At 51.2% G+C, this 15,830-nt stretch carries 16 protein-coding genes and 1 pseudogene; 12 read left to right on the top strand and 5 right to left on the bottom strand.

The genetic code is table 11. The features are described from left to right. The first annotated feature begins 195 nt into the window (after positions 1 to 195). The 4 genes from iraP to adrA all read left to right on the top strand — a co-directional run bounded on the left by iraP (position 196) and on the right by adrA (position 3,628). Positions 196 to 456 (top strand): anti-adapter protein IraP, encoded by a 261-nt coding sequence (iraP, locus tag QZF50_RS02945; RefSeq protein ID WP_000792970.1) that lies wholly within the window; start codon positions 196 to 198, stop codon positions 454 to 456. A gap of 100 nt (positions 457 to 556) precedes the next feature. Next, complete coding sequence (gene phoA / locus QZF50_RS02940) at positions 557 to 1,972, top strand: alkaline phosphatase (protein ID WP_061892157.1); 1,416 nt, start codon at positions 557 to 559, stop codon at positions 1,970 to 1,972. Positions 1,973 to 2,090: 118 nt separating this feature from the next. After that, positions 2,091 to 2,411, top strand: coding sequence for a phosphate starvation-inducible protein PsiF (gene psiF / locus QZF50_RS02935; RefSeq protein ID WP_001295332.1), 321 nt, complete (start codon positions 2,091 to 2,093; stop codon positions 2,409 to 2,411). Between the two features lie 101 nt (positions 2,412 to 2,512). Beyond that, positions 2,513 to 3,628: a diguanylate cyclase AdrA gene (gene adrA / locus QZF50_RS02930; RefSeq protein WP_000484055.1), complete on the top strand. Its 1,116-nt coding sequence runs from the start codon at positions 2,513 to 2,515 to the stop codon at positions 3,626 to 3,628. Positions 3,629 to 3,644: 16 nt separating this feature from the next. On the opposite strand, the gene proC is transcribed toward adrA, so the two are convergent. After that, positions 3,645 to 4,454, bottom strand: a complete 810-nt coding sequence (gene proC, locus QZF50_RS02925; protein ID WP_001295331.1) for a pyrroline-5-carboxylate reductase — start codon at positions 4,452 to 4,454, stop codon at positions 3,645 to 3,647. 119 nt (positions 4,455 to 4,573) lie between these two features. Between proC and QZF50_RS02920 the strand changes: the two genes are divergently transcribed. The 7 genes and pseudogenes from QZF50_RS02920 to QZF50_RS02890 all read left to right on the top strand — a co-directional run bounded on the left by QZF50_RS02920 (position 4,574) and on the right by QZF50_RS02890 (position 7,840). After that, positions 4,574 to 5,032 carry a YaiI/YqxD family protein gene (locus tag QZF50_RS02920; RefSeq protein ID WP_061892158.1) on the top strand — a complete coding sequence of 153 codons (459 nt, stop codon included), beginning with the start codon at positions 4,574 to 4,576 and terminating at the stop codon, positions 5,030 to 5,032. A 182-nt stretch (positions 5,033 to 5,214) separates the two neighbouring features. After that, the gene (aroL, locus tag QZF50_RS02915; protein WP_187192545.1) at positions 5,215 to 5,739 is read left to right on the top strand and encodes a shikimate kinase AroL; all 525 of its coding nucleotides are present in this window, start codon (positions 5,215 to 5,217) and stop codon (positions 5,737 to 5,739) included. Positions 5,740 to 5,788: 49 nt separating this feature from the next. Then, entirely contained in the window at positions 5,789 to 5,980 is a 192-nt protein-coding gene (gene yaiA / locus QZF50_RS02910; RefSeq protein WP_001142439.1) for a protein YaiA, read from the top strand. Positions 5,981 to 6,237: 257 nt separating this feature from the next. Next, positions 6,238 to 6,915: an AroM family protein gene (locus QZF50_RS02905; protein WP_001276420.1), complete on the top strand. Its 678-nt coding sequence runs from the start codon at positions 6,238 to 6,240 to the stop codon at positions 6,913 to 6,915. Between the two features lie 71 nt (positions 6,916 to 6,986). Beyond that, complete coding sequence (ppnP, locus tag QZF50_RS02900; protein WP_000941942.1) at positions 6,987 to 7,271, top strand: pyrimidine/purine nucleoside phosphorylase; 285 nt, start codon at positions 6,987 to 6,989, stop codon at positions 7,269 to 7,271. Between the two features lie 147 nt (positions 7,272 to 7,418). Continuing rightward, positions 7,419 to 7,760: pseudogene (locus QZF50_RS02895) on the top strand (DUF2773 domain-containing protein); the annotation flags it as partial. Next, positions 7,757 to 7,840, top strand: a complete 84-nt coding sequence (locus tag QZF50_RS02890) for a hypothetical protein (RefSeq protein ID WP_122367828.1) — start codon at positions 7,757 to 7,759, stop codon at positions 7,838 to 7,840. The pseudogene QZF50_RS02895 and the gene QZF50_RS02890, both read left to right, overlap by 4 nt. Before the next feature lie 77 nt (positions 7,841 to 7,917). On the opposite strand, the gene rdgC is transcribed toward QZF50_RS02890, so the two are convergent. Then, positions 7,918 to 8,829 (bottom strand): recombination-associated protein RdgC, encoded by a 912-nt coding sequence (gene rdgC / locus QZF50_RS02885; protein ID WP_061358137.1) that lies wholly within the window; start codon positions 8,827 to 8,829, stop codon positions 7,918 to 7,920. Between the two features lie 124 nt (positions 8,830 to 8,953). On the opposite strand from rdgC, the gene mak reads away from it, so the two are divergent. Beyond that, positions 8,954 to 9,862, top strand: coding sequence for a fructokinase (gene mak, locus QZF50_RS02880; protein ID WP_001219320.1), 909 nt, complete (start codon positions 8,954 to 8,956; stop codon positions 9,860 to 9,862). 142 nt (positions 9,863 to 10,004) lie between these two features. Here mak and araJ read toward each other — a convergent pair whose 3' ends face one another. The 3 genes from araJ to sbcD all read right to left on the bottom strand — a co-directional run bounded on the left by araJ (position 10,005) and on the right by sbcD (position 15,657). Continuing rightward, positions 10,005 to 11,189, bottom strand: a complete 1,185-nt coding sequence (gene araJ, locus QZF50_RS02875; protein ID WP_290388821.1) for an MFS transporter AraJ — start codon at positions 11,187 to 11,189, stop codon at positions 10,005 to 10,007. A 125-nt stretch (positions 11,190 to 11,314) separates the two neighbouring features. Next, positions 11,315 to 14,458: an exonuclease subunit SbcC gene (gene sbcC / locus QZF50_RS02870; RefSeq protein ID WP_001471124.1), complete on the bottom strand. Its 3,144-nt coding sequence runs from the start codon at positions 14,456 to 14,458 to the stop codon at positions 11,315 to 11,317. Next, entirely contained in the window at positions 14,455 to 15,657 is a 1,203-nt protein-coding gene (gene sbcD, locus QZF50_RS02865; RefSeq protein WP_001221319.1) for an exonuclease subunit SbcD, read from the bottom strand. The genes sbcC and sbcD overlap by 4 nt, the downstream gene beginning before the upstream one ends. Positions 15,658 to 15,830 lie beyond the last annotated feature (173 nt).

Below are 15,830 nucleotides of genomic sequence, written 5' to 3'. Positions count from 1 at the left end.
ATAATAAAGGTTGATAATTAAAAGCCTATATTTTGTGTGGGTAGTTATTTAAATAAGAGAAACGTTTCGCTGGTAATCAAACAAAAAATATTTGCGCAAAGTATTTCCTTTGTCATAAAAATAATACTTCCAGACACTATGAAGTTGTGAAACATAATGTTAACTTCTCCATACTTTGGATAAGGAAATACAGACATGAAAAATCTCATTGCTGAGTTGTTATTTAAGCTTGCCCAAAAAGAAGAAGAGTCGAAAGAACTGTGTGCGCAGGTAGAAGCTTTGGAGATTATCGTCACTGCAATGCTTCGCAATATGGCGCAAAATGACCAACAGCGGTTGATTGATCAGGTAGAGGGGGCGCTGTACGAGGTAAAGCCCGATGCCAGCATTCCTGACGACGATACGGAGCTGCTGCGCGATTACGTAAAGAAGTTATTGAAGCATCCTCGTCAGTAAAAAGTTAATCTTTTCAACAGCTGTCATAAAGTTGTCACGGCCGAGACTTATAGTCGCTTTGTTTTTATTTTTTAATGTATTTGTACATGGAGAAAATAAAGTGAAACAAAGCACTATTGCACTGGCACTCTTACCGTTACTGTTTACCCCTGTGACAAAAGCCCGGACACCAGAAATGCCTGTTCTGGAAAACCGGGCTGCTCAGGGCGATATTACTGCACCCGGCGGTGCTCGCCGCTTAACGGGTGATCAGACCGCCGCTCTGCGTGATTCTCTTAGCGATAAACCTGCAAAAAATATTATTTTGCTGATTGGCGATGGGATGGGGGATTCGGAAATTACTGCCGCACGTAATTATGCCGAAGGTGCGGGCGGCTTTTTTAAAGGTATCGATGCCTTACCGCTTACCGGGCAATACACTCACTATGTGCTGAATAAAAAAACCGGCAAACCGGACTACGTCACCGACTCGGCTGCATCAGCAACCGCCTGGTCAACCGGTGTCAAAACCTATAACGGCGCGCTGGGCGTCGATATTCACGAAAAAGATCACCCAACGATTCTGGAAATGGCAAAAGCCGCAGGTCTGGCGACCGGTAACGTTTCTACCGCAGAGTTGCAGGATGCCACGCCCGCTGCGCTGGTGGCACATGTGACTTCGCGCAAATGCTACGGTCCGAGCGCGACCAGTGAAAAATGTCCGGGTAACGCTCTGGAAAAAGGCGGAAAAGGATCGATTACCGAACAGCTGCTTAACGCTCGTGCCGACGTTACGCTTGGCGGTGGCGCAAAAACCTTTGCTGAAACGGCAACCGCCGGTGAATGGCAGGGAAAAACGCTGCGTGAACAGGCACAGGCGCGTGGTTATCAGTTGGTCAGCGATGCCGCCTCGCTAAATGCGGTGACGGAAGCGAATCAGCAAAAACCTCTGCTTGGACTGTTTGCTGACGGCAATATGCCAGTGCGCTGGCTAGGACCGAAAGCAACGTACCACGGCAATATCGATAAGCCCGCAGTCACCTGTACGCCTAATCCGCAACGTAATGACAGTGTACCAACCCTGGCGCAGATGACCGACAAAGCCATTGAATTGTTGAGTAAAAATGAGAAAGGATTTTTCCTGCAAGTTGAAGGTGCGTCAATCGATAAACAGGATCACGCTGCGAATCCTTGTGGGCAAATTGGCGAGACGGTCGATCTCGATGAAGCCGTACAACGGGCGCTGGAATTCGCTAAAAAGGAGGGTAACACGCTGGTCATAGTCACCGCTGATCACGCCCACGCCAGCCAGGTTGTTGCGCCGGATACCAAAGCGCCGGGCCTCACTCAGGCGCTAAATACTAAAGATGGCGCAGTGATGGTGATGAGTTACGGGAATTCCGAAGAGGATTCACAAGAACATACCGGCAGTCAGTTGCGTATTGCGGCGTATGGCCCGCATGCCGCCAATGTTGTTGGACTGACCGACCAGACCGATCTCTTCTACACCATGAAAGCCGCTCTGGGGCTGAAATAAAACCGCGCCCGGCAGTGAATTTTCGCTGCCGGGTGGTTTTTTTGCTGTTAGCAACCAGACTTAATGGCAGATCACGGGCGCAAACGCTCATGGTTAAAACATGAAGAGGGATGGTGCTATGAAAATAACATTACTGGTTACCTTGCTTTTTGGTCTGGTTTTTTTAACCACCGTCGGCGCTGCCGAGAGAACCTTAACCCCACAACAACAGCGTATGACCTCCTGTAATCAGCAGGCGACGGCGCAGGCGTTGAAAGGGGATGCTCGTAAGACCTACATGAGTGATTGCCTGAAGAACAGCAAGTCTGCGCCTGGTGAAAAAAGTTTGACGCCACAGCAGCAAAAGATGCGCGAATGTAATAATCAAGCAACGCAACAATCTCTGAAAGGTGATGATCGTAATAAGTTTATGAGTGCCTGCCTCAAGAAAGCCGCCTGATACCTGATAGTGCTAACGGGTGAGCTACGAAAGTGGCTCACCCGAAATTTCATACTTCTGCCTTTAGCCCCGTCTCTATAATTTGGGAAAATTGTTTCTGAATGTTCCCAAAAATAATGAATGATGAAAACTTTTTCAAAAAAGCGGCGGCGCATGGGGAGGAACCTCCTTTAACTCCTCAAAACGAACATCAGCGGTCCGGGCTGCGCTTCGCCCGTCGCGTCAGACTACCCCGTGCGGTTGGCCTGGCTGGCATGTTCTTACCGATTGCTTCAACGCTGGTTTCGCACCCGCCGCCGGGCTGGTGGTGGCTGGTGTTGGTCGGCTGGGCGTTCGTCTGGCCGCATTTAGCCTGGCAGATAGCGAGCAGGGCCGTCGATCCGCTTAGTCGGGAAATTTACAACTTAAAAACCGATGCAGTATTAGCGGGAATGTGGGTAGGCGTAATGGGCGTAAACGTGCTGCCTTCCACCGCTATGTTGATGATTATGTGTCTGAATTTGATGGGGGCAGGCGGCCCCCGTCTGTTTGTCGCGGGTCTGGTGTTGATGGTGGTTTCCTGCCTTGTCACCCTCGAGCTTACGGGCATTACCGTGTCGTTCAATAGTGCGCCGCTGGAATGGTGGCTCTCCCTTCCCATTATTGTCGTTTATCCTCTGCTGTTTGGCTGGGTCAGCTACCAGACGGCAACCAAACTGGCGGAACATAAACGCAGGTTGCAGGTCATGAGTACCCGCGACGGCATGACGGGCGTGTATAACCGACGTCATTGGGAAACTATGTTACGCAATGAATTTGATAACTGTCGGCGGCATAATCGCGATGCAACGTTACTGATTATCGATATCGACCATTTCAAGAGCATCAACGATACCTGGGGTCATGATGTGGGCGATGAAGCGATTGTGGCGCTTACCCGACAGTTACAAATTACCCTGCGCGGTAGCGATGTGATTGGTCGGTTTGGCGGCGATGAGTTTGCAGTAATCATGTCCGGTACGCCAGCTGAGAGCGCCATTACCGCCATGTTACGGGTGCGTGAAGGGCTAAACACGTTACGCTTGCCGAATACGCCACAGGTAACTTTACGGATTAGTGTGGGGGTTGCGCCGCTGAACCCACAAATGAGTCACTATCGTGAGTGGTTGAAATCGGCAGATTTGGCGCTTTACAAAGCAAAGAAAGCCGGACGTAACCGCACCGAAGTGGCGGCCTGACGTCCGGCGAAAGTCATCAGGATTTGCTGAGTTTTTCTGATTTTTCCATACACTTCGTCATCGCTTCGATCACTGCGGCACGGAAGCCTTTCTCTTCCAGTACGCGTACCGCTTCAATGGTGGTGCCTCCCGGTGAGCAGACCATATCTTTCAGTGCCCCCGGATGTTCTCCCGTTTCCAGCACCATTTTTGCGGAACCCATTACCGCCTGAGCGGCAAATTTATACGCCTGGGCGCGTGGCATCCCGCCCAGCACGGCGGCGTCGGCCATCGCTTCGATAAACATAAATACGTAGGCTGGCGAAGAACCGCTCACACCGACCACCGGGTGGATCATCGGCTCAGCAATTACTTCCGCTTCGCCAAAGCAGCGGAAAATATTCAGCACATCAGCGGTATCTTCTGGGGTTACCAGCGCGTTTGGCGTTACGGAGGTCATCCCGGCATTAACCAGCGCGGGAGTGTTCGGCATGGCGCGGATAATTTTCCGGTCATGGCCCAGCGCGCGGGCAAGCTGGTCGAGCGTGACACCTGCAGCAATAGAAACGACCAGAGAGTCTTTATTCAGGCTGGAGGTGATTTCGCTAAGCACTTTAATCATGATGCCAGGTTTAACGGCAGCAAAAATGATGTCGGCGATTTGCGCCACTTCTTGCGCCGATTCTGCGGCGTTGATGCCGAACTGGTCATGCAGGGCGGCGACTTTATCCGGGGAGGGGGTGTATACCCAGATTTGCCCTGGAAGCACCTGACCGCTGGCAATCAGACCGCCGAGAATGGCTTTTCCCATATTGCCGCAGCCAATAAAACCGATTTTCTTTTCCATTGCCTCACTCCTGCCGTGAAATTCATTGTTTTGATAATCGCTGGCAGAAGCATAAACAGAACTATGCCGGAAGGCAAAAGCGCGACACAATAGAGGATTACCCAACAAAGGATGACTTTATGACAATTTGGGTGGATGCCGACGCGTGTCCCAATGTAATTAAAGAGATTTTGTATCGCGCGGCGGAACGTATGCAGATGCCGCTGGTACTGGTAGCAAACCAGAGTTTACGCGTGCCGCCATCGCGATTTATTCGTACGCTGCGCGTCGCGGCAGGTTTCGACGTTGCCGATAACGAAATTGTCCGGCAGTGTGAAGCGGGCGATTTGGTGATCACCGCAGATATACTTTTGGCTGCTGAAGCCATCGAGAAAGGCGCAGCGGCGCTTAATCCGCGCGGCGAACGTTACACGCCAGCGACCATTCGTGAGCGCCTGACGATGCGCGATTTTATGGATACCTTACGTGCCAGTGGGATCCAGACCGGCGGACCAGATAGCCTTTCACAACGTGACCGCCAGGCCTTTGCCGCGGAGCTGGAGAAGTGGTGGCTGGAAGTGCAACGTAGTCGTGGCTAAATGTAATTTATTATTTACACTTCATTCTTGAATATTTATTGGTATAGTAAGGGATGTATTGAGATTTTCACTTTAAGTGGAATTTTTTCTTTACAATCGAAATTGTACTAGTTTGATGGTATGATCGCTATTCTCATGACACCGGCTTTCGCCGCATTGCGACCTATTGGGGAAAACCCACGATGACACAACCTCTTTTTCTGATCGGGCCTCGGGGCTGTGGTAAAACAACGGTCGGAATGGCCCTTGCCGATTCGCTTAACCGTCGGTTTGTCGATACCGATCAGTGGTTGCAATCACAGCTCAATATGACGGTCGCGGAGATCGTCGAAAGGGAAGAGTGGGCGGGATTTCGCGCCAGAGAAACGGCGGCGCTGGAAGCGGTAACTGCGCCATCCACCGTTATCGCTACAGGCGGCGGCATTATTCTGACGGAATTTAATCGTCACTTTATGCAAAATAACGGGATCGTGGTTTATTTGTGTGCGCCAGTATCAGTCCTGGTTAACCGACTGCAAGTTGCACCGGAAGAAGATTTACGGCCAACCTTAACGGGAAAACCGCTGAGCGAAGAAGTTCAGGAAGTGCTGGAAGAACGCGATGCGCTATATCGCGAAGTTGCGCATATTATCATCGACGCAACAAACGAACCCAGCCAGGTGATTTCTGAAATTCGTAGCGCCCTGGCACAGACGATCAATTGTTGATTTTAGAGCGCCTATACTTAACGTTCATCCCGTGAAATAAGGAAGAACGATGCCAACGAAACCGCCTTATCCTCGTGAAGCATATATAGTGACGATTGAAAAAGGAAAGCCAGGACAGACGGTAACCTGGTACCAACTCAGAGCCGATCATCCTAAACCAGACTCGTTGATCAGTGAACATCCGACGGCTCAGGAAGCGATGGATGCGAAAAAACGCTATGAGGACCCTGACAAAGAGTGACCGCATCAGACTGCTCGGAAGGGATTCTGAGTGCCACTACAAGGGATCTGCGTCACATTTTTCATAATTCATGTTTTTCTAATAATTAGAATATTAAACAATAACAATCCATTACTGGAATCATTTGGAATCTTTACATTATGCCGTGCACGTCTGCTGCTACGCTTTTTGTCATTTGTAGCACAAGTAAGTGTCAGCAGTGGTGCTTCACACTTGCCCGGTAATTAACGACGAAAGAAAAGTAAGGTGGATGAACAATGAGTGCGTCGTTGGCGATCCTGACCATCGGCATTGTACCTATGCAGGAGGTTTTGCCGCTCCTGACGGAATACATTGACGAAGATAATATTTCCCATCATAGCCTGCTGGGGAAGTTAAGTCGTGAAGAAGTGATGGCGGAGTACGCGCCAGAAGCAGGCGAAGACACCATTCTCACATTATTAAATGACAACCAGCTGGCCCATGTTTCGCGTCGTAAAGTGGAGCGAGACCTGCAAGGTGTGGTTGAAGTGCTCGATAATCAGGGTTATGACGTCATTTTATTAATGAGTACAGCAAACATTAGTAGTATGACTGCGCGTAATACGATCTTTCTTGAGCCGTCGCGAATATTGCCTCCACTGGTTTCCTCTATTGTTGAAGATCATCAGGTGGGGGTTATCGTTCCGGTTGAGGAGATGCTGCCCGTTCAGGCGCAAAAATGGCAAATTTTGCAGAAATCGCCGGTATTTTCATTGGGTAACCCCATTCATGATTCAGAACAAAAAATCATTGATGCCGGGAAAGAATTACTGGCAAAAGGGGCTGATGTCATCATGCTGGATTGTTTAGGATTTCACCAACGTCATCGCGATTTACTGCAAAAACAGCTCGATGTTCCTGTCTTGCTGTCTAACGTATTGATTGCACGGCTGGCTGCGGAATTACTGGTGTAATTTTGCGTGACAGTCAGCGCCTCTGGCCCCTATAGTGAAGTAGATGTTCAACTACCAGACAGGGCCAGTTTATGCTTCAAAGTAATGAGTACTTTTCCGGCAAAGTGAAATCAATCGGCTTTTCCAGCAGCAGCACTGGTCGCGCCAGCGTGGGTGTTATGGTTGAAGGCGAATACACCTTCAGCACCGCTGAGCCGGAAGAGATGACGGTAATCAGTGGCGCGCTGAATGTGTTACTGCCTGACGCGACCGACTGGCAGGTGTATGAAGCCGGTTCGGTGTTTAATGTTCCCGGTCACAGTGAGTTTCATCTGCAAGTTGCCGAACCCACCTCTTATCTGTGCCGCTATCTGTAATTCCTCGCCTTCCCCTTGAACGGGAGGGCATTTTTCTGAAATATCCTCTCTTTAACCCATAATAATATTTCCTTTGCTGCGATTTTTTCAATTTCCGGTATATTCATAATTCATCAAGGTTGATATAAATATCAGTGAAGATCTCCAGATATTGTTGCGGAACTGGCTACGATAAAAGATAAATCAGATGATGAATGGTGGCGTGCATTGCTGCAAAGTCGCAATGATCATTTGCGCCAAACGGCATTACGCAACGCACATACCCCGGCGTCGTTGTTAACGACATTGACCGAGTCTCGGCATCGGTCGCTAGCTATGAATAATCCACAGCTCGCTGCCGATGTGAAAACGACGTGGTTAAAAGAGGATCCATCATTACTCTTATTTGTCGAACAACCCGATCTTTCGCTGTTACGGGATTTAGTGAAAACCGGGGCAATGCGGAAAAATCGCAGTGAAGCGCGTCACTGGCTTGAGGAAAAACAATGACACAACGTCCATGGAGCAAGTTACAGCATAAAACGCATAATATTGCTGCGCTAAAAATTATTGCCCGCCGTAGCGAATAATTATATGCCTGGTGTGGCTTCGTACGCCGGATAAGGCGCGGCAGGCGTCGCATCCGGCATTAAAGGAAAATCAGCAATTAACGTTGTGCTTCGCCACCTAATCCTTCAATCAGGTTTTGAATTAACGCTGCCAGTTCACCAGTCATCAGGATGAAATCGGCATCAAAACGCTGGGCGAAATCTTCACGGTCGATATCTTCGTTTTGATCGCGCAGCTCGTCGCAGAACTTCAGACGCTTGAGCGAACCATCGTCGCACATCACAAACTGAATGCGCTGCTGCCAGTCGAGCGCCAGTTTAGTCACCACTTTTCCGGCTTCAATGTGATTGGTGATCTCTTCGCTGGTCAGATCTTGTTTCTTCGCGCGGATCACGCCGCCATCTTCCAGCAACGATTTCAGCTCGGCTTCATCAAGCAGCTGGAAGCCCTGTGCCGCACTACCGGAGCGAACCCATTCGGTCAACGTCAGTTCAATCGGGTTTTCCATGCTCAATGGTACAACCGGTAACGACCCCTGGCTTTTACGCAGTAATGCCAGCGTATCTTCCGCTTTTTTGGCACTGGCGCAGTCCACCATAATCAAACCGTTAACCGTGTCGATCCACATCATTGTCTGGCTAAAACGGCTGAAAGCTCGTGGCAGCAGAGAGTGCAGCACTTCGTCTTTCAGCGAATCTTTTTCGGTTTTCTTCAGCTTACGCGCCTGTTCCGCTTCCAGCTTGGCGATTTTCGCTTCCAGCGCCTGTTTAATCACCGGAGACGGGAGGATTTTTTCTTCTTTGCGTGCGCAGATAACAATTTGACCATTGGCAACGTGCGTTAACGCATCGCTGTGCGATCCCATCGGAGGAACCCAGCCCATCTTCGCCATGTCCTGGCTGCCGCATGGGGTAAATGCCATCGAGGCTAGCTGTTTTTCCATCTCTTCTGCACGCAGCGAAATCTCGCGGCTAAGACGGTAAACCATTAAATTTTTGAACCACAGCATGATAATTTCCACGGCCTTGTCGTTAAATTTAGCGGGCATGATAACGAATTGTCGGCGGCCTTGCATTGCCAATCCGGTTGTCCGTCTCTACGCTATTGATATTGAAAAAAATAAGGAGAGTACCGTGCGTATAGGTATCGATTTAGGCGGCACCAAAACTGAAGTGATTGCACTGGGCGATGCAGGGGAGCAGTTGTACCGCCATCGTCTGCCCACGCCGCGTGATGATTACCGGCAGACTATTGAAACGATCGCCACGTTGGTTGATATGGCGGAGCAGGCGACAGGGCAGCGCGGAACGGTAGGTATGGGCATTCCTGGCTCAATTTCGCCTTACACCGGTGTGGTTAAGAATGCCAATTCAACCTGGCTCAACGGTCAGCCATTCGATAAAGACTTAAGCGCGAGGTTGCAGCGGGAAGTGCGGCTGGCAAATGACGCCAACTGTCTGGCGGTTTCAGAAGCAGTAGATGGCGCGGCAGCGGGAGCGCAGACAGTATTTGCCGTGATTATCGGCACGGGATGCGGCGCGGGCGTGGCATTCAATGGGCGGGCGCATATCGGCGGCAATGGCACGGCAGGTGAGTGGGGACACAATCCGCTACCGTGGATGGACGAAGACGAACTGCGTTATCGCGAGGAAGTCCCTTGTTATTGCGGTAAACAAGGTTGTATTGAAACCTTTATTTCGGGCACGGGATTTGCCACAGATTATCGTCGTTTGAGCGGACATGCGCTGAAAGGCAGTGAAATTATCAGCCTGGTTGAAGAAAGCGATCCGGTAGCGGAACTGGCATTGCGTCGCTACGAGCTGCGGCTGGCAAAATCGCTGGCACATGTCGTGAATATTCTCGATCCGGATGTAATTGTCCTGGGGGGCGGGATGAGCAATGTAGACCGTTTATATCAAACGGTTGGGCAGTTGATTAAACAATTTGTCTTCGGCGGCGAATGTGAAACGCCGGTGCGTAAGGCGAAGCACGGTGATTCCAGCGGCGTACGCGGCGCTGCGTGGTTATGGCCACAAGAGTAAAAAACGTAGGCAATTGGCGCATCATGCCTGATGCGACGCTTGCCGCGTCTTATCAGGCCTGCAAAATGTGCCAGAACCGCGTAGGGCGGATAAGGCGTTCACGCCGCATCCGGCAATAAGTAATGAGCACCGAGACTATAACCTACCCCAGTGGTTTCGCCAGCACCGGAGTATCCGCCGCTTGCTGGCGCTTATAGCGACCATACAGCAGCAACGACGACATCGCAGCAAACGAAAGCAGGGCGGCAGGCAGCGCCACGTAATTATATGCCAGCCCCAGCGTCAGCATCATACCACCGCAATATGCGCCGACGGCGCTACCGAGGTTAAACGCTATTTGCCCACCTGCGGCACCTAATAACTCTCCGCCTTTGGCGTTTTGTAGTAACAATATTTGTAGCGGTGCTGAAAGGGCAAATAATCCCGCGCAACAAATAAAAGCAAAAATAAGCGACGTTGTTTTCATGCCGCCGCAGAAAAAGAGCATCAGCAGTGCCAGTACAATTATAAAGTCAGTCACTGCTGCAATGCGCAGTGGTGAATAACGTCCTGAAATCCTGCCACTTAGCATATTTCCCAGCACCATCCCTAGCCCAACTAACATCATAATAAAGGTCATCGCCGTTTCCGAAAAACCGGAAATAAACATCATGTATGGCTTTACGTAGCTGAACCAGGCAAACACACCTGCGTTGCCAAACATGGTGGCGGCGAAAATTAACCACGGGGCCGGGCTGCGCAAAAAGTGAAATTGTTCGCGCAGCTTTCCTTTCGCCTCGTCGCGAATATCCGGCACCCAAAAATAGACCGATGCCATCACCGCAATATTAAAAACAGCGATCAATAAAAAGGTGGGACGCCAGCTAAATTCCTGACTTAAATACGTTCCCAGCGGAATGCCCAGCAAATTGGCGACTGTCATCCCGGAAACCATCCCCGCCACGGCGGCGGTGACTTTTCCGGGTTTGATAATTTTTGATAACACGATCGCTCCGACGCCAAAAAATGCGCCATGCGGAAAGCCGGATACCAGCCGACCAATGGCGAGCATCAGGTAAGACGAAGAGAGCGTGAACATGGCGTTGCCAATGACGCACAACGCCACCAGAAACAACAAGATATGTTTGAGTGAGTAGCGGCTGGAAAAGAGTGCGATGATTGGCGCACCGACCACCACCCCCAGTGCATAATACGAGATCATATGCCCGGCAGCAGGAATCGAAATTCCTACGTTATGCGCCAGCTCCGTGAGCACGCCCATAATGCCAAATTCGGCCATCCCCAAACCAAACGTGCCCAGAGCCAAAGATAAAATGACTTTTTTCATACCACCATCACAACCACCAGAACGGCTACCAATCACCGTAGCCAATAAAGTGATAGCTTGCAGGATAACGACCAGCAAGGCCAAGAGATAATTCGCCCCTCTGTATTCATTATCCTGCTGAATAGTTATTTCACTGCAAACGTACTTTCCAGTTTGCTGTAGCCCAGGCCGTTGATCTTTTTCACTTTGATCTGCACCGGAATACGCTCTTTCATCGCTTCTACGTGGCTAATCACACCGATGGTTTTGCCACTGGCGTTCAGGGCATCCAGCGCATCAAGGGCGGTATCCAGCGTTTCGCTATCCAGCGTGCCAAAACCTTCATCAAGGAACAGCGAGTCAATACGTGTTTTATGGCTGACCAGATCCGAAAGCGCCAGCGCCAGCGCCAGACTAACGAGGAAACTTTCGCCGCCGGAAAGGGTACGGGTATCGCGTACCGCATCTGCCTGCCAGGTATCAACAACCTCGACTTCCAGCGCCTCGCTGGCTTTGCGCTGTAACAGATAGCGCCCGTGCAGCCGGGTAAGTTGCTGATTAGCGAGATGGACTAAATTATCCAGCGTCAGCCCCTGGGCAAACTTGCGGAATTTATCGCCCTCTTTGGAACCTATTAGCGAATTCAGATATCCCCAGTCCTCAACCTGCTGCGTCATTTGAGCAATTTGCTGCATTAAGGTTTGTTGTTGCTGACGGTTATCTGCATCCTGCTTCAGCTGCTGGCGAATCTCGCCTTGACTCGTGGTGTTTTCACGCAACTTTTGGTGAGTTTGCGCTAACTCTTGCTGAATCTGCTCCACCGTCACAGTGAGAGCCAACCCGTCAGGTCGGTGTTGTTGATGCTGTGCCAGCGTTTCTGCTGTCTGAGTGACCAGCGTTTGCGCCTGACGGCGCTGGTTTTCCAGATTCTGCTTGAGCTGTTCCAGCTGCGTTAGTGTTTGTTCATCCATTAGCGCCGCAAGGAACGCCTGCTGATCGTCAAAGACGCTGGCCTGTAGCGCGGTGTCAAACTGCGCATGGGCTTTTTGCAGACTTTGCGCCGCCAGAACATCCTGTTGCTGTAACGTCTGCTGCTGGCTGTGTAATGCGAGACATTGTTCATGAACCTGCCGCCAGTTTTCCAGCGCCACAGTTTCTTCGCTGTGCGGGAGCTCATCACTTTGCGGCAACGTTTCCAGAATCGGCGTCAGCTGCTGAATACGGTTTTGCAGCGCGGTTAATTCGTTCTGGCGTTGCTGCCAGCTCTGCGCTTCTTGCTGACGTGTCGCCAACCAGCTCTCTTCTTCATCTTCCTGTGGCAATGTCAGTGCATAACCCGCCAATGCCGTTAAGAGCTGCTGCTGGCGTTGTTCAATTTGCTGTTGATACTGGATAATTTGCTGATTATGCGCGGCAATCTGCCCTTGTAATTCATGTCGTTGGCTGAGTAACCGCAGCTGGCGTTCGTGCTCATCTTGTGCATCTAGCCACGGTTGAATATCGTCCTGTGGCTGCAAGGTGATATTGAGGCTGGCCGTGACGGCTTGCCATTGTTGAGTAAGTGCTTGCTCATCTTGTCGGAGGCTTTGCGCTTCGTTTTCATCACGCTGAAGCTGCTTTGTTAAGGCGTCCAGTTGCCCACGTAGCGTCGCACCTTCTTCACCGAGCTTTTTAACTTCGTTTTCCAGCGCCAGTAATCGAGACTGATTAACACCAGGCTCTAGCGCCTGATACGCCTCGACCGCCGGGTGGCTGGTGGAACCACAAAGTGGGCAAGGCTGACCCGCCTGTAACTGCGCGCGCTGGGCTTCCAGCGTTTTAATGCGCGCTTCCTGCTCGCAAATGGTTTTCACATCGGCAAGTTGCTGCGTCTTTTCTTTATAACGCTGGCGCATTTCGTTAAGTGCGGCATTACGTTGCGTCTGTTCCAGAGTGACATTCTGGATAGTGACCATTAACTGCGCCAGACGTTTTTGTTGGGGAACAATCTGCCCATGCAGCGCGACCAGGCGCTGACGCAGTGGGCGTTGCTCAGCATGTTGCGCCAGGGCGGTAGCAACTTCATCGGCGGTTAACGTCAACGTGATCGCCGCAAGCGCATTAAGTTTTTGCTCAGCATGGGTTAACTGTTGCTGCCATTGCCGCAGATGCTCGCGATCGCTGGTTTGTTGGGAGAACTGCGCACGCCAACCCGCCAGTTCGTTGTTCCACTGACGGAAGCGGTCGTGTTCCTGTAACCAGGTATTCAGGCTTTGTTGCTGCTGCTGTAATTCTGCTGACTGCTTCGCCGCGTGGTGGCGAATGCTCGCGCGAAGCGCCATTGTGCTCTGTAAGCGAGTATTTACTTCTTCAATCTGCTGGCGAATATGCGCCAGCGCCGCGCTGTGTTCTGCGATGCGTTCCCAGTGTGGACGAAGATTTCGTGCCGGTTGTGCCAGACTAAGCGCCGCCAGTTGAGGTTGCGCTTTTTCTTCTTCGGCTAACGCCTGTTGCAAGGCCTGCTGACGGCGGCTGGCTTCTTGCTGCAATTCGTCCAGACGCGTTAACCAGTTTAGTGATTGTTGTTCTTGCTGCTGCGCGGTAAGTAACTGTTTTTCTTCGTCAGTAAGTACCTGCAAACTCGCTGTCAGCGATTGCACTTGTTCCGGCGTGAGCAACGCGACGCCGCTGGCCTGCGCTTGCAGCTTCTCCAGCTCTGTGCGGGCCGATTTGTGCTGCTCAAAAACCATCGCCGAGATTTGCCCGTAGATTTCAGTGCCGGTTAACTCCTCGAGCAATTCCGCGCGTTCTTTGGGTTTGGCATTCAGGAAGGCAGCAAATTGCCCCTGCGAAAGCAGCATCGAACGGGTGAAGCGCCCGTAATCCAGCCCGGTTAACGTCGCTGTCAGTTCCAGCTTATCTTTCACTTTGTCGGCGAGAATTTTGCCGTCGGCGCAGCGCGCCAGCTCTACGCGTGGCACCTGCAAATTACCGTCGGGTTGGTTACGCGCCCGATTCTGGCTCCAGAATGCACGGTACGCTTCACCTTTCACTTCAAACTCCACCTCCGCCAGACATTCGGCGGTATCGCGGGTCATGAGATCATTTTGCGATTGTGAAACGTTAGAGAGACGCGGAGTTTCGTGATACAGCGCCAGACAAATGGCGTCCAGCAGGGTGGTTTTCCCCGCACCGGTTGGGCCGGTAATGGCAAACAGCCCGTTGCTGGCGAACGGCTCGCGGGTGAAATCAATCTTCCATTCGCCTTTTAATGAGTTCAGGTTTTTCAGGCGCAGGCTGAGAATTTTCATGCTTCGTGTTCTCCGGCGAGGGTATGCAACGTCGTGGTGAAAAGATGCTGCAGACGTTGCTGCTGCGATTCATCCAGTTCTTCCAGTGCCAGACGGCGATTGAACACCTCTTCGACGCTGAGTTCGCTGAGGGTTTCACGCTGTTGGCTGGCTAACACACGCTCGCGCTGTTCACGACTCCGACGTACCAGCAATACTTCGACAGGCAATGATTCGGTTAATGCCTGGATTTTGCGCTGAATATCATGCAGATACTCATCAGTAGTGATTTCGATATCCAGCCAGACAGGTGGCTCCTGCGATACATCGCGCCACTGTTCTAGCTGTGCGGTAATCGACGCCAGATCGCCTTTCAGCACCGCCATGGGTTGCGTTACCGGTACGTTCAGGTTTTCCACGCTCTCTAATTTGCCGTTTGAAAATGTCACCAGATGGACATATTTACTCTTTCCGCATTCATCAAAACTCAGTGGAATGGGGGAACCGCAATAGCGAACATGTTCCATGCCGCCAATAATCTGTGCGCGGTGAATATGCCCGAGCGCGATGTAGTCGGCTGGTGGAAAGTTTTGTGCCGGAAACGCGTCCAGCGTGCCAATATAAATGTCACGCACGGCGTCACTTTTACTGGCCCCCACGGTCGTTAAATGTCCCGTGGCGATGATGGGCAGAGGCTGATCGCCGCGCAGTTTGCAGGCATCGGCATAGTGTTGTTGGTAATAATCGGTAATCGCTGCCAGTAAATGCTGCTGTTTTTCAATACCGTTAAGCCCCGCCTGGCTGGTAATAATGTCACGTGGACGTAAAAACGGAATGGGGCACAGCACTGCGCCTGGCGTCCCGTCGCGACGAGGCAAGATTTGCGGCGCATGTCCGGCGCTGGCGACCACGGTAGTATTGAGGAACGCCATGATATCGCGCGATTCATTCAGCGTGGCGACCGAGTCATGGTTTCCTGCCAGTACCACCAGATGACAGCCAGTTTGCTGTAAATTGACAACAAAACGGTTGTATAACGTGCGGGCGTAACTGGGCGGCGAGCCGGTATCGAAAACATCACCGGCAACAATAATCGCATCCACCTGATGGGTTTGTGCTGTCTCCAGCAGCCAGTCAAGAAAAGCCTGATGTTCAGCTTCGCGGCTTTTACTGTAGAAGTTCTGGCCGAGATGCCAGTCTGAGGTGTGAAGGATGCGCATAACGGTTCCCTGGCGAAAAAGCATGGGCGCGATTATACCCAAACAGATGTGCCATTTGCTTTTTTCTGCGCCACGGAAATCAATAACCTGAAGATATGTGCGACGAGCTTTTCATAAATCTGTCATAAATCTGACGCATAATGACGTCGCATTAATGATCGCAACCTATTTAT

It is taken from the genome of uncultured Escherichia sp. (genome assembly GCF_948475835.1).
In the GTDB taxonomy this organism is placed as follows: domain Bacteria; phylum Pseudomonadota; class Gammaproteobacteria; order Enterobacterales; family Enterobacteriaceae; genus ECMA0423.
This window is presented reverse-complemented; position numbering and strand designations above follow the sequence as displayed.